The following is a 20,899-nucleotide window of genomic DNA, read 5'->3' as shown; positions in this document are numbered from 1 at the left end:
ATCGGTACTGTCACTTTACCTGTAAGAAAAGAAAAGAGGAGGTTCCCCCCTCTTGATCAACTGATTTGTCCGCCGCTCACAACCATATCTTGATCATGGGTTACAGCGGCATCAATTGCCACTTGCAGGCCTTTTACAATGGTCTCCAACGCCATACTTGGCTTTCCAGCTTGTCTCGCAGCTTGTTCAGGCAAATACGGAATATGAATGAATCCTCCACGTATTGGTGCCTTTTTCTCGGCAACATAATGCATCAAACCATAAAAGATATGGTTGCACACATACGTTCCTGCTGTCTGCGAAATGGAAGCAGGGATTCCTTTTTCGATTAAGTTATGCACGATCGCTTTGATAGGAAGTGTGGACCAGTACCCGACGGGGCCACCTGCTTTAATGGCTTGATCAATCGGCTGGTTGCCTTCGTTATCCGGAATACGGGCGTCGTTCACGTTAATCGCTACACGCTCGATTGTAAGATCTCCTCGTCCACCCGCCTGACCGATACAAAAAACGATATCAGGATTGGTTTCCTCGATCGCTGCATATAGATGCTCGATGGACTTGTCAAAAACAGTCGGAATTTGACGCACTTCTACTTTATACAGGTCAGATTTGATCTCCCCCAGCTTTTTCACAGACTCCCAAGCGGGATTGATGGATTCTCCTCCAAATGGATCAAACCCTGTGACTAGAATCGTTTTCATGATGGAATCCTCCTATCTGCATCGGTCGCATCCGCTTGATCCGGATGCTATCCTGTTCACTATGCCGCTTAACAATCTGCGGGCAGGATGCCACACTCGCGAGTACAGCACGGTTAAAGACTTTATGTGTTTCGATACAATCGCGCAACGCTTCTCCCTCTACCGTCTCATCCGCCGCCTCCGTGATCAGATCCAGCGTCACCCATTCAGGAAAACGAGAGAGTAAAGAGGTCGACGAACGATCCGGTTTCGTCGGCCAGCGATAGAACAAGAGATCGTCATCATCTGGTAACGGGAATACCGTAGGATCCCAGTTATGGCCATAGCGGATATAGCGTTCCACATATCGTTTATTTTTGTTCCAAAGATACGGATTCTGCCTCATACCGTCCTCTGTTGCTTTTTGGATTGTATCAAGAGCCAAAGCATGGTGAGGATACTCAGACCGATCCATTTCCCGGCCAATTCCGTAAAAAAGCGATATCGGGATCCAATAAGATACAGGAAATCGCGGCGGACTGTTGTAACCGGCAAATGGCTGTGTCCATTCATGGGAAGGAATCCCATGATCGTCGATGATGACGTCGGGCAGCCACCGATAAAACAGCTGGGGAACAACTCGTGATTCACCAAAAATACTCGGCTTAAAACGATGCTGCGTATATTCTAACCCCACTGCATTATAGCGAGCGGCATGATGCTTCCAAAACGGGTTATCTTTTACGAGCTCCTGATGAAGGGCGATTCCATCCGGGTTGGCAAACGGAATGACGACCAGATTAAAGCGATGTAGCCATTCTTGTTTTTCGGTAACAATCTCTTCAACCAGCTCGCGTATGGCTGGCATGCTTGACACTTCATTTGGATGGTGTCCAGCTTCAATCAAAACAGTAGCTTTGTGAAGTGATAGTTTGTGGGTCGCGACGTAAGTAGATACACGCGGTGCTGTTACTTCAACCGCATAAATCGGACGAGCTTCAAACGATTTTTCCACTTCCCAAATATGAACAGACGGATGTGATGCCAATTCAGACCATGCTGCAAGCGTTGGGCTTTGCTTTGTCTCCACAGGTGGACGTTTCCATTCTTTCACACTGCGGGTAGTCCCATTCGAAAGCACGAGGCTTGCCCCCACTGGATCGGCATGATGAGCATCGAAAAACAAATGGGTGGTTTTCATGGTGACAGTTTGCTGCTCACTATATTCTTTTACGCGAATGGTTGCATGTGGGGAGACCCCTGGTTCGACATGAATGAAGGGACGAATAGCCCCAGGGGAATTCCATTCTACTCCCGTCTGCTTTTCACCCATGTGCGCATAATAGTCAAGGGTATTAAAGTAAATATCTTCATGGAGCGCCTCTAATGATGAGATGGTTTCTTCATCAATGTCTAGACGCTCTTCTTGCTCGCTCATCGTGACACTTACATCAATCGAGTGGAAAAGAGGAATGTTTCCTCGGTACGGTACCGCTTGTTTTTGCAATAACGCTTCTGTCAACTCAGGTAAAAATTGCTGCGAATAAAAATGCCAGAACCTTTCCCGGTCTGTAGGAATGAAGTACCGGTCTACTGTCGTTCCATATGTAATGAAAAGTCCAGAAGTCGTCGGATAAACCTTTCGGAGCGGATCGACATAAGGGACAGCCGCTACGGGCACGTCCAATTGCCATTTTCCAAGAAGCTTCTCGGCTTCTCCCCAAATCTCCACTTGATAAGTAGTCGGGAGCTCTTCCTCCATTTGGAACGAAATCTGCGACAATGAGATTCCTAGATTTTTTTCCAGCAGCTGGTCAACAGGATATAGCTCCTGCAGCCATCGATGCGCCAGCTCCATCCCATCCTCATGTGCTTCTCTCTGAAAAGAAATCGAGACACGCTCCACTCGCTTTCCAGAGCGAATTACTTGCGGAAGGATCGTTTCCTTCACCCAGCAAAGACCCGGTTTGAAAGCGGAATGAATATGTATCGTACAGGTGATATCGGGAAGCAAATTCGAAATGATGCTGCACCAGCTTTTTTCCAGTGCTCGTCGAATTTCCTCTGGTTCGGATAAAAAGGCAGCAATGACAAGCGGTGAAGGTACGTCCTTCCCAGACGCGACTTGACCTGCGAGCGTTTCCAGCTCCTTTTGGAACAATTGCTCCATTTCCATTCTTTCTCCCAAGTCACTCCATGATTTCTCTAGAAATACTGGAAATTCCTGCTGTTGTGAGTCTTCAGAAACGGACTTTTCCCATGCGCCGAATGTCCCCCCGAAACGATAGGAGGTAGCTGTACCCAAATAATCCAGCGCCGCAATCACTGCACGCTCTCCCCCTGTGAAATGCACAACTCTGGCAGTAGCGTCTCTGTCATCCTCGCTCACTTCAACTACGCATGCTTCCTCTGGGGTTGTTTGTTCCATTTTTACAGAAAAAGTGAGCTCTGCGATCCGATTCGTATCGCCTGTCAGCGGGAAGCGGATTCCCGTCGAAGCAAGACCTATGCGTGCCGCGAACCGAGCCGCAGCCGTGACAGCCTCTGCCGTAGTCATTCCTGTAAAGAAGACATCCGTTTGAGCCGTAACATCCGTACGCCCCGCTTGATAAAACCCGGCTGTCGTCCAAAGATCAACGAGATTATCCAGTGGAACTGGTCGATCTACCGATTGCTTTGCCTCGACCAATTGTTCTCTTTCCGATGTGATCGCAATCTCGCAGACAGGCTGTCCGTCGGCTTCGTGGTACAAATGAATCTCGCGTGTCAGACAGTTGATCTTCACAATGCCTTGTGCTTCTGCCTCTGTCACCAATCCCACTGGCCAATGTGCTGCCATCCAGCGTAATAATCGGTTGAGGCTGGCTTCACTCCCTCCGCAGAATTCGAGCCGATATCTGTCTGCATCCAACTGACAGATCGCAAAATCCATCTCATAGGATGGGTTGACACATACCGTGCACAACCATTCTCCGTCTCTACCTGCTCGTACGTCGGCAAGTGTTTCTATCATGCGAATCTGTGGAAGATCCAATTCACTTGTTTCCAATCCCAACCGTGCACAAAAGTCGATCAAGCCCTCTACAACGATCCCCGATTGAACATAAAAAGATACAGACAAGCAATCAGCCACACCGTCTTTGTTTCGATCACCTACCAGGCCTGCAGTCGTAAAGATGTCACTTAGTCCTCTCACCTGTCTGCCCCCTTACACGCGCAAATTTGGATCCAGCTCATCACGCAGCCAATCCCCGAGCAAATTAATCCCGAACACCGTAAGCATAATGGCAATGCCAGGGAAAGTAGCTACCCACCATGCTGTCTCTAAATAGTTACGACCGTCTGCAAGCATGCCGCCCCATGTCGGGATCGAAGGGTCAACCCCCAGACCAATGAAGGTCAAGGATGCTTCCAGCAAAATGTTTACCGCTACATTTAGCGTCGCTAATACGATAATAGACGACATCACGTTTGGGAGAACGTGCTTTCTGATGATGCGCAAATTGGTTGCCCCAATGGCCTTGGCTGCCTGGACGTACTCCATTTCTTTCACGCTCATGACCTGACCGCGAACCAGTCGGGCAAATCCTACCCAGTTACTTATCCCCAGAACAAGAATAAGCTTCCAGAGTCCTGCGCCAAATACCGTCATGACGATGATTGCGAACAGAATAAAAGGAAAAGCAAGCTGGACATCTGCCAAACGCATCAAGAGGTCATCCACCCACCGCCCATAAAAACCAGCAATTAAGCCAAGAATTACACCAATGACGAGAGAAATGAAGACAGAGACGACCCCAACGAGTAGCGACACCCGGGCACCATAAATAATCCGGCTCAATAAATCACGTCCAACCTGATCTGTCCCGAGGATATGCTCAGATTTTCCCGTTTCGTCCATCCACGAGGGAGCTGTCAGCCGCGCACGCAAATCAGCCTTATCAGGAGTCGTAGGTGCGATGACAGGAGCAAACAAGGCGGATAATACAGCGAGCAGGAGCAAAAACATCCCGGTCATCGCCCATGGGTTGCGGACAAAGCGCCTCCCCATTTTGTTCCATTTTCCACGTCTTTTGATTGGTGGATTCGTCGTCTGTTTGTCTGTAACAACCGTTGTCGTCATTCGCTTTTTCCTCCTCCCTGCCTGATGCGTGGATCAATAAAGCCGTAACTGATATCAACCAGCAGGTTCACAAATATCATCAAGAAGGACAAAATGATGACCGATCCTTGAATAACTGGAAAATCACGCTGAGAAATCGCATCGATCAGCATCCGCCCAATTCCCGGCCACGAAAAGACTTGTTCGATAATAACGGTACCGCCGAGCAATGTTCCGAATTGCAAACCGATGAAAGTGACAGTAGGAATCAAAGCGTTGCGCAAACCGTGCTTGATAATGACGATCCATTCCTTGATCCCTTTGGAGCGAGCCGTGTTAATATACTGCTGATTCAATACTTCCAGCATGGAAGAGCGAACGAGCCTGGCTAAAATTCCTGACAGGATGAGCCCCAGTGCAACGGACGGCAGAACTAAATACTCCAGTCCTTGATATCCGGAAGCAGGGAACCAGCGCAGCTTTACGGCAAAGATAATAATCAGCATGATCCCCAGCCAGAAGTTCGGGAAGGAGATTCCCAGCAACGAAAAAATTCGGCCGAAAAAGTCTGCAGCGCTGCCTCTGCGAACAGCGGAGATAATGCCGACTGGAAAGGCAATCAAGAGAGCGACAAACATTCCGCCGAATGCGAGCAGCAGCGTTGCCCCCATCTTTTCTTGCATCATGCCAATTACCGTTTCGCCCGTTCGAAACGACGTGCCCAAATTTCCTGTAAACATATCTTTTACATACAGGACAAATTGGACGTAGACTGGCTCATCCAGTCCGAGGTTTTTACGAAGCTCTGCGATGGCTTCTTTGGTAGGTTCGCCGGCTTGAAACATGATCGATACCGGGTCTCCAGTCAAACGAACAAGTACAAAAATGACAAGAGTGATAGCAAGAACGACAAAAATACTATGTAGCAAGCGTCGAATCAAAAAGGCTGTCATCCCGCTCCTCCTTTTTTAAAAGTGAGGGGAATAGAAGAGACATCTTCTACTCCCCTGTTCAATCCACCTACTATTCTACCGATACATCCCGCAAATCGATGCGCTCATCTGCTGGAGGCTGGAATCCTTTTACGCGTTTGTTCACTGCCCACAAGTTGATTGCTTGATAGAGCGGCACTTCAGGCACGAGCTCATACAGACGTTTGTTCAACTCTTTAAAGGCTTCGAGACGCTTGTCTTGATCAAATGTGGAGCGTTCTGCTGCAAGCAATTCCTCTACTTTTTCATCATAGAAGTCCGGGTTCCAGAACTCGCCCTTGTGATACATCAGATATGCGGTGTTATCAAAATCAAGTGTCCAGCCGCCCCAACCGTTGCGATACATATGGCCGGCTTTTCCGTTTGGAATCAGATCGGAGGTAAACGTGGAGGAATCAACCAGGTTCAATTTCACTTTCAGACCAACTTGACCCAATTGAAGCTCTACTGCCTGTGCTACTTCTTTAAATGTAGCATCTGTACCTGGGAGGAAGAGCTCCAGCTCGGTTCCTTCCTTCACGCCTGCTTCAGCAAGCAATTGTTTTGCTTTTTCCGGATCGTAATTGCGCAATGGCAGACTTGGATCATGACCGAAAGACATATCGCTTTGGAACGAATTTACACGCTTGCCATAACCGCCGAGCAATGTGTCGATGATCAGATCGGCATCAATTGCATACGCAATCGCTTCACGTACTTTTACGTTGTCAACTGGCTTCTTGGTCGTATCAAAGCGAAGTGCATAAACGGTTGGCGAACCAACCTGCATCAGTTCAAGATCAGACATGCCCTTGATCGAATCGGTTTGGCTGATCTCAACCTTTTTCATGACATCGATCGCGCCTGTCTGCATTTCAGCGAGACGTGTCGTTGCTTCCGGAATGAAGCGGAAGGTTACTTTGTCCAGCTTTGGCAGACCTTTTTTCCAATAGTTTTCGTTCTTCACAAGAACAACCTTGTTGTCTTTTTCGTAGCTTTCCATTTTGAATGGTCCAGTTCCTACTGGATGGGTATTGAAGTACTCGTCCCCTTTTTCTTTGAAGTATTGAGGTGGAACGATTACGCCACCATAGCCAGCGAGCTTGGTAATCAGTACTGGATCTTTTTCTTTCAAAATCATGTTTACCGTAAACTCGTCTACTACTTCTACGTGATCAATGGAAGCGTAGTTTGCTTGTTGTGGTCCTTTTTTCCCCTCTTCGCCCAGCAGACGATCAAAGGTAAATTTTACTGCCTCTGCATTAAATGGCTCGCCATTGTGGAAAGTGACACCTTGACGAAGCTTGAATTGGAGAGTCTTATCATCTTTGAACTCCCAAGATTCAGCAAGTCCCGGTTGGATTTTCAAGTCGGTGGAACGCTCTACCAAGCCTTCAAATACCGACGTTGCCACTGTACTCCAGTCAAGCAGGAAGGTATCAATCGGATCCCACGAGTGTGGGTCTCCGTTGACGCCAAGTGTCAGCTCATTCTTTCCTGCAGCAGGTGCCGCTGTCTCGGTTTTCGGTTGTTGGTTTGCTTGTGTACCGGAATCAGCCGGCTTGCTGGAGCATCCGGCCAACGCCGTTGCCAATAGCAACAATGCTGAGCACGCGGTGATACCTAACTTCTTTTTCAAAATCAAATCCCCCTTGCCTGTTCTTGTATTTATGCAAAAAAGTATATGAGAGCTGCCATTTGTTCCTATTGGTTATACAAATGACAAGCAACATATCGACCGTCGCCCATAGAATGAAACTGGGGCTTTTCCGTCTTGCAAATCTCCATGCAATCTGGACAACGCGTATGAAAAGTACAGCCACTTGGAGGGTTAGCCGGACTCGGTACGTCGCCAGTCAAAATAATTCGCTCACGCTTCACTTTTGGTTTGGCAATGGGAACGGCTGAGAGTAAGGAGCGCGTGTATGGATGCAACGGTTCTTCATACAAATATTTTTTAGGCGACAGCTCTACCATTCGGCCCAAATACATCACGCCGATTCGGTCGCAAAAGTGTTTCACAACACTCAGGTTGTGAGAAATGAATATATATGTAAGCCCGTATTCCTTTTGCAAATCCCGCATCAGGTTCAATACCTGTGATTGAATTGACACGTCCAGTGCAGATACGGGTTCATCTGCCACGATGAGCTTGGGATTGAGCGATAGCGCCCGTGCAATTCCGATCCGCTGACGTTGGCCGCCACTGAATTCATGGGGAAAACGTTCCGCATTTTCCGGTTTAAGACCAACAACCTGCATTAACTCGGCTACTTTTTCCTTACGCTCTTTTTGTGTTCCGTATAGATTGTAGATGAGCATTGGTTCTTCAATGATTTCACCGACGGTCATCCGCGGGTTCAGCGAAGCAAATGGGTCCTGAAAAATGATTTGCAGGTCTTTGCGCTTCATCCTCATTTCGTGAGGAGAAAGCTTGGCTAAATTTTCTCCCTGAAAGATCACGTCTCCGCCAGTAGGTTCAATCAATCGCAGGATCGCTCTCCCTGTTGTCGACTTACCGCACCCGGACTCACCTACAATCCCGAGTGTTTCGCCTTTTGCAACAGTAAAAGAAAGATCATCGACCGCTTTGACATGATTGGTTACTTTTTTCAATAATCCGCTGCGGATCGGGAAGTACTTTTTTAAGCCTTTCACTTCCAGCAAGGGTTTCGATTCAGACTTGTCCAATTACTTTCAACCCCTTTTCTCCATCTTCGGTGCTTCTGTTCCGCCTTCAGCCGACTCATGGAGCCAGCATCTGCTTTTTGTCCCATCATGTAAATGAAACAACGGGGGTGCTTGTTCCTTGCATTTGTCAAAAGCTTGATGACATCTTTCTGCAAAACGGCACCCGACTGGCATCTGCCCGGGGCTCGGTACGGTTCCGCCAATCGTAAACAAGTACTCCTGCTCTGTATCCATATCAGGTATGGAACCGAGCAGCCCAACTGTGTAAGGATGCTTCGGGTCGGCAAACAGCTTTTCGACCTCAGCTTCTTCGACGACTTGTCCCGCGTACATAACCACTACCCGATCACACATCTCGGCGACAACGCCCAGATCGTGGGTGATCAGCATGATCGTCATTTCACTTTTTTGCTGGAGCTCACGCATCAGGTCAAGGATTTGCGCCTGAATAGTTACGTCCAATGCAGTCGTAGGCTCATCGGCAACCAGCAGTGAAGGACTACAGGACATCGCCATCGCGATCATCACACGTTGCCTCATCCCTCCCGAGAGTTGGTGGGGATATTCATTCACGATTTCTTCCGCTCTGGGGATCCCGACCAGCTTCAACATCTGGACCGTATGTTCTTTCGCTTGCTTTTTGTTCATGGTCGTATGATTCATTACGAGCTCCATGATTTGGGCACCGATTGTGTACACCGGATTGAGGGAGGTCATCGGTTCTTGAAAGATCATCGCGATCTCTTTACCGCGGACCTTTCTCATCTGGTCTTTTGAATAAGCCACCAGATTTTCACCCTTATAAAGAATTTCCCCTCTGGTGATTTGTGCAGTCCTCGGCAGCAGACCCATGATAGAAAGGGAGGTGACGCTCTTTCCACACCCCGACTCTCCTACCACTCCGATGGTTTCGCCCTTGTTGATTTGAAAGCTCACCCCGTCCAAAACCGTAATTTCGCCATTATCCGTTCGAAATTTCGTCTGAAGGTTTTTAATTTCCAGCATCAAATTCCCCCCTTTGCTTCGACATATCCAAGCTTGCTCATGATCTGTTTGGCAATTTCTTTTGTTTCACGAACGAGATCCTCCAACCGATCTTGCTGAAAGCGGGATGTGGCTCCAGCCAAGCTCAAACCAGCAATGACTTGTCCGGTAAAATCTCGGATCGGTACGGCAATCGCAGCGGAATCCGGTTCCAATTCGCCGTAGCTCACTGTGTAACCGCTTTCGCGCGCATCGTGAATCCATCGCCACAGCAGTTGTTTATCCGTATTCGTGTCTGGCGCAATTTTTTGCAGTTCCACCCGCCTGAAGTATTCTTCAATTTCTTCATCGGACAAATACGATAACAAAATGCGCGGGCACGCTCCAGCGTACAACGGAGACTTTCGACCTACTTGGGTGTAGAGCCGCACGTATTGGCGCGTATCTACTTTTTCAATGTAAACGCCCTCATCTTGGTCGCGAATAATCAAATTGACGGCTTCATCGACCGAATCGCGCAATTGCAGCATGTACGGAAGTGCGATCTTCCTGATCTCCAGACGCTGAGCCACGATATTTCCAAATTCAAGAAGTTTCAAACCCAATTGGTACCTTGGCGGATTATGTGTGGTCGTTTTTGAGACGAAACCACGCATTTCAAGCGTTTGGAGGATCCGAAACACCGTACTTTTCGGCATGCCGGACAATTCCACTAATTCAGTCAAGCTCAATTCGTTGTTCTGAATGAAATATTCTAAAAAGTCAAGCGTTTTCAAGACACTTCGGTTCGCTGTCTTTTCCACTTTTTATCACCGCTTTTCGTCCCAAAATACGGAACGATATTTTGTATTTTGGTATGATGCTGTCATTTTAAAATATTCTGTTATTACGGTCAATACATTTTTAAACCCCTGCTAGCAGATCTTTCTTCCTGCAAGCTAGGGGTTCTTTGTACTCACACGCTAATGAATGTTCTTTTTCTTGAAACGTCCGCCCGACACGTCATGAATATGGCCGATAGCGAGAAAGGCTGAGGAGTCGATCTCCTCCACGATCGATTTGAGCTTAGCTTCCTCTAAGCGGGTAATCACGCAGAAGATCACTTTCTTCGATTCCCCTGAATACCCACCTTCCCCGCTCAAATACGTAATCCCCCGCCCAAGACGTGCAGCCAAGGCATCCCCAATTTCGTCCGGCTGATCGCTAATAATATAAACGGACCGAGACTGTTCGAGACCCACCATCGTCAAATCGATCATTTTGTAGGCAATATAGTAGGCGATCAAAGAGTACATCGCCCGATCCCAGCCAAAGATAAATCCTGCACTCCCCAAAATAAAAAGATTAAAAAACATAACGACTTCGCCAACAGAAAACGGGCTTTTACGCGTGAGCAGAATCGCTACGATTTCCGTTCCATCAAGCGAACCACCGGCACGGATGACCAGTCCAACGCCAATCCCAACTATAATTCCTCCAAAGACCGCCGAAAGCAGCAAATCCTCTGTCAAGCTGGGAACATGATGGAGCAGGGCTGTTCCGACTGACATGATGGCTACACCAAACAACGTCGAGATGGCAAAAGTCTTTCCAATCTGTTTATACCCAATGATTAAAAATGGCAGGTTCAATACAAACAAAAATAAGCCCAATTTGATTCCGGTCAGGTGAGACAGCATGATCGATAGTCCTGTAACACCGCCATCAATGATGTTGTTTGGGACTAAAAAGATTTCCAGTCCTACTGCAACCATGATCGCCCCGAGTATAATCGCGAATGCCCGGATCAGAATTCGTCTTTTTTTCGTTCGCTTACGGGGGGACTTCCCAATCGTTTCCTCCATCAACATCATCCTTACCCGTTTTTGATTTCTCTGCTTCATCATTCCCCGCTTGGGCAAAAAAAATAGCCAACCCGTATAGACTGGCTAACTCTCGGCTTTTGTCTTACCCAATGAACTGGGCAAGCTCTCGATTAAACTTCTCTTTTTCACAATAGAAAAGCCCGTGCCCGCTTAATTCAAACGGGATTAAACTGGATCCTCTGATCCCTGCATGCAAGGATTCTGCAAAAGGAAATGGACATATTTGGTCTTGGACACCGTGGAAAATGGCTGTCGGAACCGTAATTTTAGACAAATCGGGGCGCAGGTCTTCATCTCTGAGTGCAATCAGTCCCTGTGCTGTTGCATGCCCGGATGCCTCCAATCCCAAGCTGTTAAACCATCCCCTAAAGCTATCTGTAATAAACCGAGCAAAAAAGAGGTTTGCGAACTCTGCAAGCATCTGCGGTCGATCTTTGTAAGTAAGCTGGATCAATTTGTTCACTTCATCTTTGGTCATTCCATACGGGTAATCGGGCCTTTTAGTGAATGCAGGAGCTGCTGCCCCAAACAATGCTAGCTTGGATACACGCTGATCCATGTACCTGGCCATATAGCGAATGACAATCGCGCCCCCAATCGAGAAGCCTGCCAAAGCAAAATTCTCTAGACCAAGTGTATCAATGACGATCCGAATGTCATCTGCCATCCGATTATACGAATAACCATTCCACGGTCGATCTGAATTCCCGAAACCACGCAAATCGAGTCCGATACAACGATACCCCATCTTTGGCAGCTGATCGAATTGATATTCATACATTTTATGGTTAACGGGCCAACCATGAATGAACAAGATTGGCTTCCCATCCCCTGGATCAACGTCCTCGACGAACAAATTCACATTACGCTCAACCGTGATGTAATACCCCATGAAAACTCCTCCTGAACCGTCATGCTTTTCTCTTCAGCCTACCGCTATCTTATGAAGAAACAGCCTAGGAGGAACACACCCCTCTGCGTAAAATTTAAGACATTCTTTGTCAATCGTGTCTTTTCTTTTTACTCCCGCGCATACATACGTGTAAGTGGCATTCCCTTTGTCATCTTTTTTAGAAAGAGGTGGTGACGATTGTCTCCTTATCCGCCATTAGGTAAGGGTCAAATTGATCAGTTGTTTCTCGCCTACATTGGCTACAGCATCGGTTCTGACGGCACACCTCACTATCAATTTTGGGAACCAAACGATTTTGTCCCCCTTCTACAGCCCAATACGATTTCAATGTTCAGCATCATTTGGATGCCGCGGCTGCTTCTGCCTACAGGAAGGGTATGGGAATCGACATCGAGTTTGATTTGGGCGTTACGTATGACCAGACCAAGCGCGATCGGCTCCGTGCGTATTTAACGGCAGGCGAAACGGGGGTGATTCGATTCTGCTGGCAGATCCTTTGCAGCTTACATGTATGAAGCCCCTATAGCTTGGTATACAGGAGGGTGGTTTTTTGGCAAAAACGGCGTAAGCAAGCACTCGTGAGCCTATCTCAATCGAACGATCCGCTTTACGAAGAGATTTTCCGATTTATCAACGGCATGGTAGAACTTTAGATTCTCTTCTTTTTTCCATTCCCCCGTTTTTGGGGTATAATGGAGGGATGACACTTCGTTCGGAGGATCTAGGCACATGCTGCAAAAAGAGTTGACACGGGAACAAGTCAATCAGGTAGGAGAGCAAATCCTCACATTTGTGGAGGGACATATAATTGAACGGGGCTATTCCTACTTTTCTGATGGCGTCGTCTTTAACACCCGTGTGGAAAAAGGCACACGATTAGCCAGCGATGTACAAGGAACGGCGGTCTATCATGTTACCTTGGATTTGGAAGCCGTGCAGAACAGCACCTGTAGCTGCCCGTATTCTCGTCTGTGCAAGCATATCGCTGCAACCTTTTTTCAGATGTATAGCGTATTTGAGAATCCGCGCCATTATTTGGCGCGCGCACAGAAACCACGACGGGCAAAATTTTCGCAAGCGATGCTCACTCCGACCTATAAAAATGGGAGTAATCTCGCCGCCCTAAGCGATTCCGTACCCGTACAATCACCCTTGACCGCTCTAAGCCCAGTGAGCGACTGGTGGGCTTTTTTTGAAAATTGGACACGAAACCTTTCGTCTGCGATGGAAACGTATCGCGCTTCTACCGAGTTATTTTCCAGCTATCAGAACGTGCTCGGGGTGGCTAGTTCTTGGCCGGTTGAACGAGCGCAGCTTTTTTCCATTCACGCCAATTTGTTTCATCTCCTGAAGCTGCAGGACTTTGTGAAGACTTATCGTCAGTCGTACTGGTTTGTGGACTTATCGCAAACAGCGGAGAGATTGCTCGAGCAATTGGAAGCCTCCTTGTTCTATGCAGATATCCCGAGTCTAAGGGAGCATCATCCTGCTGCCTTGCAAGAAACACTTGCTGTCGTCAAAAGCATGAAGGATAGCGAATCACCTTCTCTCTACTGGATGTTTGCCTATCAAATGATGTGGTGGAACCTCCTGTATGACCCTAGCTGGATTCAAGAAGAACGCACTCAATTGGATAAAGTCATCAACGATCCCCTCACGTCGGTTGCTGTCAAAGAAAAATACTTGCTTCTTCGCGCCCACTTTTATGTCATGGAGTACAACGATGAAGAGGCCCTGAACATTTGGCTTCCAAATCGACAATTGACGCTTCCCTTTTACCTGCCCTACCTGAAATCTTTTGCACGAAAAAACGAGTGGCGAAGATTCCTTACCTGGATGGAGTGGCTGGAAAAGCTGGTGGGTCAAGCAGAAACACCGCACTATCGGTTGGTGACCGCCATTTCGCAAGAGGCGATGGAGCAAATGGGTCTTGAAGACGAAGCGGGCTCCATGCTCAAACGATTTTTACCCAATAGTTTTCATGAGTACGCGTCCTATTTGTACGAGAATAGGCTGTTCAAGCAGTGGATAGATTTACAAATGTCTTATAACGTCCCACTCACTGAAATTACTGCCGTACAGACAAAGGATATCGAAGAAACATGTCCATCTCTTCTCTTTCCACTTTATTTGCGTGAAGTAAATCAGTTGATTGGCGAACGTAATCGCCCAGCCTACAAGGAAGCGATCAAGCTATTGAAAAAAGTACGGACGACCTACCACAAAGCAAACGAAGATGCTCGTTGGGAGCGGTACCTTGGTCAATTGTCAGCAAAGTATAACCGCTTGCGTGCTTTTCAGGAGGAACTAAGGAGAGGAAATCTGAACATATGAGTACCGTCACTACACTGGTTCTTACCGGAGAGCTTTTGGCAGACGGACGATTCCTGATTGCCGGCACAGGTCAACACGGTGAACTGATTGATCCCACAGAATTGGCAGGAGCATTGTTTGCCTGGGATGAGAATTCGTACTATGGCACGTTCCTGGAAAAATCGGAGCAGGGGTTGCTACTCACCCCCTCCGAAGCCCTATCCTTTTTTACAAATCCACCTTGGCTTGCACATCGCGACTTTTCATGGAGTGATTCTTTTTCGACTTTACGTGAGATAGCTATTACGATCCACCGGGCACTGGTTGAAGGAACAATCGTACCCGACTATCCTACGTGGAAAAAAGGCCGTTTAGGCTGGAAAATTGCCTGTGCACCTGAGGAAGTTTCTGCTCAAGCGAATCGGTGGCTCTCCTTTGCCTTGGAAGAGGTGATCATGGGTACAGGCGAAGTCGCACGGGCATGGGATCAATTGGTGACACAATTCCCTGCTCTCGCTGTCATGGGCGAAGAACTGTCTCCTCATTTGCAGGAGCGCGAATGGCTGCAATCAATCGGGTGGTTACCTGATCTCACGCCGTTTCGCACATGCCTGCAAATCGTGGAGGCAGAGGGCAGTATGGGTGAGTGGTTGCTTCATGTTTATTTGCAAGACCGCGCACAGCCTGATCGACTCTTTTTACTTGAGCCTGACCAGTTACGCTCTGAAGGCGCAGCTACCGCCGAGATTCCTTTTGCCTGGCGTGAGCACTGGGACCGCTTCCTCGCTGACCTTCAAAAGTGCTCGGAGATTCTGCCCTGGCTTCACCAAAAAAAGACTGGCCCCAATCCGTTTGTCACTCGCCTTTCCAATGAACAGGCATGGACATTTTTGACAGCGAGCAGCCTGCAGCTCGTGCAAGCCGGCATCCACGTCTTTTTACCCGCCTGGTGGGAACAGGTTCGCCGTGTCAAGCCAAAGCTGAAAGCAAAAGTGACATCTTCTGTCGGTTCTAGCAGGCAGTCTTTTTTAGGCATTTCACAGGTCATGGATTTTGAATGGAAGCTCGCACTAGGATCAGTGGAGCTGACGGAGGAAGAATTCGAACAACTGATTAAACAAAAGCAACGACTCTTGAAGATCAGAGGGCATTGGGTCCAGTTGACGCCTGATTTATTTACGCAATTACAGGAAGCGCTGAAGAAATCAAAAGGAAAAAATGCCTTAACCTTGCGCGATGTGATGAATATGCACTTGACTGCCCCGGTAGAAGTAGAAGAGGTCGCTGAGGATGATCCAGATGCACCCTACTCACTTGCGGTCGAAGTCGAGTTGAATCAGCATCTGCTCGAGCTCATGCGTCAATTGCAAGAAACGCGGCATATTCCGCTACTGCCACAGCCCCTGGACTTTCACGGAACACTGCGAAAGTATCAATTGGAAGGCAGCTCGTGGCTGCTGTTCCTGCGCAGATTTGGTCTTGGGGCTTGTCTGGCGGATGACATGGGACTTGGGAAAACCGTCCAGTTTATCACGTATCTGCTTCATCTGAAACAAAATGGGGTATCCGGCACTCCCTCTTTACTGATCTGCCCTACGTCGGTGATTGGGAACTGGCAAAAGGAGCTGCAGCGGTTTGCCCCCTCGCTTAACGTCTTTATTCATTATGGAAACGCACGTCACAAAAAGGATGACTTCCTGTCTGCCACTCAGTCAGCCGATCTGGTGATCACATCCTATGCCCTCTCTCACCTGGATGAGACCGAGCTATCCTCTGTGACATGGAATACCATCTGTCTGGATGAAGCGCAAAACATTAAAAACGCCTACACAAAGCAGGCATCAGCAGTCAGAGACCTTCGTGCCTGGCATCGAATTGCCCTAACAGGCACGCCAATCGAAAATCGACTCAGCGAATTATGGTCCATTTTTGATTTTTTGAATCCTGGATACCTGGGAAGCTTGAGTGAATTTTCACAGCGATTCGTACTGCCTATCGAACGAGATCAGGATCAGGCACTCATAACGCAGGTTCAACGCCTGATTCAGCCGTTTCTGCTCCGGCGCGTGAAGACGGATCCGAGCATCCAATTAGATTTACCTGAGAAAAGTGAAGGGAAAGAATACGTCCCGCTGACAGCCGAGCAGGGTGCTCTATACGAAACAGCCATCCAGGATATGTTTGACCGCATGGATAATGCCTCCCCTATGGAACGCCGCGGTCTCATTCTCACTACCCTGACACGCTTGAAGCAATTGTGCGATCATCCCGCACTCATTCTCAATGAAATCACGACGACAGATGAAACCGTTCGTTCACATAAGCTGGAACGCATACTGGAGCTGATTGGAGATATCCGGCAAAAAGGAGAACGCTGTCTGATCTTTACGCAGTATATCGAAATGGGCAACATGCTTCAGCGCGTCTTAACTCGGGAAGGCTACGGACCTGTAATGTTCTTGAACGGAGCAACGAAAAAAGAAAAACGGGACGAGATGATCACGCGATTCCAAGATCCATCTCTACCCGATGATGAGCGTGGCGCTATTTTCATTTTGTCCTTACGTGCAGGCGGTACCGGGCTGAATCTCACAGAAGCCAATCACGTCATTCACCTGGACCGTTGGTGGAACCCTGCCGTCGAGAATCAAGCCACAGACCGTGCTCATCGGATCGGACAGCAGCGCAACGTCCACGTCTATAAATTCATTTCTCTTGGAACGATTGAGGAACGCATTGATGAGATGATGGAGAGAAAGCTCTCCCTCAGTCAGCAAATTGTCGGAAGTGGAGAATCGTGGATTACCGAGCTTTCTACCTCCGAGCTGCGGGAGCTGTTCACTCTGCGTCATGACTGGTTAGATAAGAAAGGATCGATGTGATTTGCAAACACCGGAAGAGAAATCAGAGGATACCTCCATCGCCTATGATAAACAAGAACAGCCATCCCAGCTTCCAGGCGCTTGGCGCCATTTCTTGGAGACCGTCCAGCGACATTATGACGAGCAGCAAAAAGAGTAACGCATTGCTACCATGAGAAAAGGTCCGATCATTATTTTGATCGGACCTGATTTATCGGTAAATATACTTCAACAGTCGTGCCCTTATTAGGCTCACTGGAAAAATGGAGATAGCCTTCATGATTCTCAATCATTTTATAACTGATCATAAGTCCAAGACCTATTCCTTTTTCTTTCGTACTGTAAAAAGGCTCGCCTAGTCGCTTCAATCTCTCCTCGCTCATTCCACAGCCTTTATCTGCGATGCGAATCATTACCTTGTCATGGCCCTCGGGCCGGGCGAGTATGTGAATAACCCCTCCCTCGTCCATCGACTCCATTGCATTTGATAGGAGATGACCGATGACTTGCTTGATTTGATCGGGGTCACACCACATTCGCAGTTCATCTAGTTGAAAAAGTGTCAGCTCCAACTCATGTATGACAGTTTCGGCTTGAAAAGCAGACGTAATATTCCGAAGCATGCTCCCTACATCTGTGAGCTCATAATGATTGGAATGTTGTTGAGTAAGGAAGACAAACTCTCGCAAAATACTTTCCAATTGTTGAAATTCTGCCAGCATAATATCAAAATATTCTTTCTTTCCTTGGTCACGACGAAGCAATTGAACAAATCCTTTGATTGAGGTCACAGGATTGCGTATTTCATGCGCTACTCCTGCCGCTAGCTGGCCAACCACTGACAGCTTTTCCATCTTCCGTAAAAACTCTTCTGCCTGCAACTGCGCCGTAACATTACGGATAACGAAGATGATTTGTCCTCCCGCACCGCAATCTTTCATCACGGGGGTTCCTTTTGCTTCGAGGATGATCTTGTTTCCATTCTGCTGGATCCAAGAAAACGTGATGAGCCTTGGCAGCTTCGTGGCTATTATTTCTTGCAAAGTCTCTTTGAGCCGTTCTTCCTGATCTTTGGGAATGAAAGAAACAATCGGCAGGTGGAGCAGTGCCTCAGGTGAGACCCCCATCACTTGATCAACAGAGGGTGAAACATAACTAATCATGAACTGGCTGTCCAGAATGATAATGACATCAGACATATTTTCTGCGATCAACCTGTATTTTGCTTCACTGATTCGCTTCTCTTCTTCTGCCTTTTTAAGCTCGGTAATGTCTACACAAGACGCAATTACCTCTTTGACTTGTCCACTATCATAAATAGGACGTAGGGCAGCCAAGTAATGAACCCCGTTTACAAAGCCTTCGTAATTGACATTGTCCTCTCCATTCCATGCACGTTCATAATATCTTTCTTTTCTGACAGCTTCGGACTCAGGTAAAATCTCAATGAGTGGTTTCCCGATCACGTCTTCTGGTGTGAGACCAATCTTGTAAAGCAACTCTCCTACGCATAATGTATGTATGAATTTATCTCCTTGTTTTTGAAAGGAAAAAGTCATTCCTTGCTGTTTTCGCAAGGCATCGCTGAGCTCTAGCTGGGTCACGGGGGACGCGGCCCTTCCAAAAGATGGTGCGTTCTCGATCTGTGCCCCATCCCAGTCCAGCAAAACCTCTTCTGACCACGCCAATTTCTCAATCAGCTTTGTTGCGGGAACGGCCTCGCAAAAGAGATGCCCTTGTGCTGAGTCACACTGATTATGTTGAAGAAAGCGCAACTGTTCCTTGGTCTCCACTCCTTCTGCGGTCACTTGTACCTGCATATTTACTGCCATTCCGATAATCATTTTTACGATAGCAGCATTTGTCTGATCAATTTGGCAATTTCGAACAAACGTCTGATCTATTTTTAGCCGATCGATAGGAAAGAGCCGCAACTGGTGTAACGAACTATAGCCCATCCCGAAATCATCCATGCAAATCTGTACCCCTATGCGCTTTAGCTGCAACATAATGGAGAGGGTACGCTCCGCATCCATCGTCAATGCTTCGGTAAGCTCCAGCTCCAAATAACGTGGTGTAAGACCGGTTTCGATTAATACACTTTCGACTGTTTTTACAAAATCCATATGAAAAAATGAGAGGGCAGATATATTGACGGATACAAGGAAAGGCTCGAATCCCCACTCCTGCCATTGCTTATTTTGTTTGCAAGCAGTAAGCAGTACCCATTTTTCAATAGGGATGATGGCCCCGCTCTTCTCAGCCTGCGGTATGAAAGTTCTCGGTAAGAGGATACCCTTCTCAAGATGATACCGGCGTAGCAGGGCTTCCGCTCCGATCAGTTTACCTGTCTGTAAATCAACGAGAGGCAGAAAGTGTAGGGTAAGTTCCTTACGATCAAGTACTTGGAAAAGATCCGGTTCCCACTCATCCGGCTCAGCCATGTCATCTTTTTGCTCCCACTTTTGCAATACGTACCACGTCCTCTTGTCGTTTTTGAACTCCGAAGTTTTCACGCTGCTCTATGTAGCACCATTTTAAGTAAGCGCTTTCAATTCCATCCTACCTCTACTTTATAGGATGAATGCGCAAACTGTCCAGATAACTATCACCTAGCTTACCGAAGTTTCCCCTTTTTCTTCCTCCCCCTTCTGCTCATACAATAAGACCCGGCACCATGATGGCACCAGGTCTTGTTGGAACAAAATGCAATGTCACTTATGCTTGTTTTCTTCGCTGCGCACGATCGCTTTCCTTTAATCGTGGGCACGTGTAGCAGTATTGTCCACCCTCTGTTTGATAGTAGAGGCAGCATTGGTTTTTCAGGCGAACGTTTTTGTCTGGCTCTCGCAAATCCCGAGTCCAGCGAACCTTCACACGAAACGGATTCTTGTTCAAGCCAAATATTTCGCCCTCAAACCCCTCTTTTAGGAAGCGATAGTCATCTTCGAGACGTTCTTTACTTACCGGATCTGTCAATGTCCTCATAAATATGTCCATGTAGTAATTGAATCTAGTGGGCAATTGTCCCCAGAGTGCTCCCGGTGAATTCCCCGTTGCTGCAGCTATAGACTGGATCAACGGCTGCAGCGTATTTTGATAAAAATCCCGTAATTGCCGCTCTCGCCAGCTACCTCGTTGCGGTTCATCCAATGGAGCCATGTTTGGCTGAATATCTTGACATAAGAATGCGAATTTACTGTAGTCCCCATCCCGGTATAGCTCAATCGTCAACTGATCCAAGCCTAAATTCAGGGAACCGTTCGAAACAGAAAGCATATATTGGTAACCAAGGGCGAGTCCACCTAGCCAACCGCAAAAGAATGTGCCAGCAGCCGTCACCTCTTTAGCTTTAATCATCGGGGCATAGGTTTGGACAAGCCATTCCATGTTTTGTGGTTTTATTAGTTCCCTCGCTTTGATCGACACGAGCGGATTCTTATTGGCTTCTACCGTAATTTGAAAGTGCTGCTCCAACTGTTGGAAATCTATTTGACTCATTTTTGTGTCCTTCTT

The 20,899-nt window shown here is 47.6% G+C and carries 16 protein-coding genes; 4 read left to right on the top strand and 12 right to left on the bottom strand.

What is annotated here, in order from left to right:
* Positions 1–56 precede the first annotated feature (56 nt).
* The 10 genes from pcp to ACIFQN_RS10680 form a co-directional block, all read right to left on the bottom strand.
* Positions 57–704: a pyroglutamyl-peptidase I gene (gene pcp / locus ACIFQN_RS10725; RefSeq protein WP_429833010.1), complete on the bottom strand. Its 648-nt coding sequence runs from the start codon at positions 702–704 to the stop codon at positions 57–59.
* Complete coding sequence (locus tag ACIFQN_RS10720; RefSeq protein WP_429833009.1) at positions 676–3,879, bottom strand: M14 family metallopeptidase; 3,204 nt, start codon at positions 3,877–3,879, stop codon at positions 676–678. Before ACIFQN_RS10720 ends, pcp begins: the two co-directional genes overlap by 29 nt.
* 12 nt (positions 3,880–3,891) lie before the next feature.
* Entirely contained in the window at positions 3,892–4,806 is a 915-nt protein-coding gene (locus tag ACIFQN_RS10715; protein WP_429833008.1) for an ABC transporter permease, read from the bottom strand.
* On the bottom strand, positions 4,803–5,738 hold the full coding sequence (gene nikB, locus ACIFQN_RS10710; RefSeq protein WP_429833007.1) for a nickel ABC transporter permease: 936 nt from the start codon (positions 5,736–5,738) through the stop codon (positions 4,803–4,805). The genes ACIFQN_RS10715 and nikB overlap by 4 nt, the downstream gene beginning before the upstream one ends.
* Positions 5,739–5,808: 70 nt before the next feature.
* Complete coding sequence (locus ACIFQN_RS10705; protein ID WP_429833006.1) at positions 5,809–7,395, bottom strand: ABC transporter substrate-binding protein; 1,587 nt, start codon at positions 7,393–7,395, stop codon at positions 5,809–5,811.
* Positions 7,396–7,460: 65 nt separating this feature from the next.
* Entirely contained in the window at positions 7,461–8,447 is a 987-nt protein-coding gene (locus tag ACIFQN_RS10700) for an ABC transporter ATP-binding protein (protein ID WP_429833005.1), read from the bottom strand.
* A gap of 6 nt (positions 8,448–8,453) precedes the next feature.
* Complete coding sequence (locus ACIFQN_RS10695) at positions 8,454–9,452, bottom strand: ABC transporter ATP-binding protein (RefSeq protein ID WP_429833004.1); 999 nt, start codon at positions 9,450–9,452, stop codon at positions 8,454–8,456.
* Entirely contained in the window at positions 9,452–10,234 is a 783-nt protein-coding gene (locus ACIFQN_RS10690; protein WP_429833003.1) for an IclR family transcriptional regulator, read from the bottom strand. The genes ACIFQN_RS10695 and ACIFQN_RS10690 overlap by 1 nt, the downstream gene beginning before the upstream one ends.
* A gap of 159 nt (positions 10,235–10,393) precedes the next feature.
* Positions 10,394–11,275 (bottom strand): YitT family protein, encoded by an 882-nt coding sequence (locus tag ACIFQN_RS10685; RefSeq protein WP_429833002.1) that lies wholly within the window; start codon positions 11,273–11,275, stop codon positions 10,394–10,396.
* A 103-nt stretch (positions 11,276–11,378) separates the two neighbouring features.
* Complete coding sequence (locus ACIFQN_RS10680; RefSeq protein ID WP_429833001.1) at positions 11,379–12,188, bottom strand: alpha/beta fold hydrolase; 810 nt, start codon at positions 12,186–12,188, stop codon at positions 11,379–11,381.
* A gap of 198 nt (positions 12,189–12,386) precedes the next feature.
* Between ACIFQN_RS10680 and ACIFQN_RS10675 the strand changes: the two genes are divergently transcribed.
* The 4 genes from ACIFQN_RS10675 (at position 12,387) to ACIFQN_RS10660 (ending at position 17,543) form a co-directional block, all read left to right on the top strand.
* A complete protein-coding gene (locus ACIFQN_RS10675) occupies positions 12,387–12,662 on the top strand; it encodes a hypothetical protein (protein ID WP_429833000.1) in 276 nt (91 codons plus the stop codon).
* A 276-nt stretch (positions 12,663–12,938) separates the two neighbouring features.
* The gene (locus ACIFQN_RS10670) at positions 12,939–14,543 is read left to right on the top strand and encodes an SWIM zinc finger family protein (protein WP_429832999.1); all 1,605 of its coding nucleotides are present in this window, start codon (positions 12,939–12,941) and stop codon (positions 14,541–14,543) included.
* Complete coding sequence (locus ACIFQN_RS10665; RefSeq protein WP_429832998.1) at positions 14,540–17,404, top strand: DEAD/DEAH box helicase; 2,865 nt, start codon at positions 14,540–14,542, stop codon at positions 17,402–17,404. The genes ACIFQN_RS10670 and ACIFQN_RS10665 overlap by 4 nt, the downstream gene beginning before the upstream one ends.
* 1 nt (position 17,405) lies before the next feature.
* On the top strand, positions 17,406–17,543 hold the full coding sequence (locus ACIFQN_RS10660; RefSeq protein WP_429832997.1) for a hypothetical protein: 138 nt from the start codon (positions 17,406–17,408) through the stop codon (positions 17,541–17,543).
* A gap of 31 nt (positions 17,544–17,574) precedes the next feature.
* Here the strand turns inward: ACIFQN_RS10660 and ACIFQN_RS10655 are convergent, their stop codons facing one another.
* Both ACIFQN_RS10655 and ACIFQN_RS10650 read right to left on the bottom strand, forming a co-directional pair.
* On the bottom strand, positions 17,575–19,854 hold the full coding sequence (locus ACIFQN_RS10655; RefSeq protein ID WP_429832996.1) for an EAL domain-containing protein: 2,280 nt from the start codon (positions 19,852–19,854) through the stop codon (positions 17,575–17,577).
* Between the two features lie 247 nt (positions 19,855–20,101).
* Positions 20,102–20,884, bottom strand: coding sequence for a (2Fe-2S)-binding protein (locus ACIFQN_RS10650; RefSeq protein ID WP_429832995.1), 783 nt, complete (start codon positions 20,882–20,884; stop codon positions 20,102–20,104).
* Positions 20,885–20,899 lie beyond the last annotated feature (15 nt).

The sequence above is a fragment of the Brevibacillus sp. NRS-1366 genome, assembly GCF_050467985.1.
Note: the sequence above shows the minus strand (reverse complement) of the source record. Positions and strands in the feature narration are given on the sequence as shown.

Excerpts from the sequence above, each read along its gene's own strand:
- ACIFQN_RS10695 (WP_429833004.1), bottom strand. The coding sequence starts at position 9,452 with ATGCTGGAAATTAAAAACCTTCAGACGAAATTTCGAACGGATAATGGC.
- ACIFQN_RS10685 (WP_429833002.1), bottom strand. The coding sequence starts at position 11,275 with ATGGAGGAAACGATTGGGAAGTCCCCCCGTAAGCGAACGAAAAAAAGA.
- ACIFQN_RS10680 (WP_429833001.1), bottom strand. The coding sequence starts at position 12,188 with ATGGGGTATTACATCACGGTTGAGCGTAATGTGAATTTGTTCGTCGAG.
- ACIFQN_RS10650 (WP_429832995.1), bottom strand. The coding sequence starts at position 20,884 with ATGAGTCAAATAGATTTCCAACAGTTGGAGCAGCACTTTCAAATTACG.
- nikB (WP_429833007.1), bottom strand. The coding sequence starts at position 5,738 with ATGACAGCCTTTTTGATTCGACGCTTGCTACATAGTATTTTTGTCGTT.
- ACIFQN_RS10665 (WP_429832998.1), top strand. The coding sequence starts at position 14,540 with ATGAGTACCGTCACTACACTGGTTCTTACCGGAGAGCTTTTGGCAGAC.
- ACIFQN_RS10670 (WP_429832999.1), top strand. The coding sequence starts at position 12,939 with ATGCTGCAAAAAGAGTTGACACGGGAACAAGTCAATCAGGTAGGAGAG.
- ACIFQN_RS10715 (WP_429833008.1), bottom strand. The coding sequence starts at position 4,806 with ATGACGACAACGGTTGTTACAGACAAACAGACGACGAATCCACCAATC.
- pcp (WP_429833010.1), bottom strand. The coding sequence starts at position 704 with ATGAAAACGATTCTAGTCACAGGGTTTGATCCATTTGGAGGAGAATCC.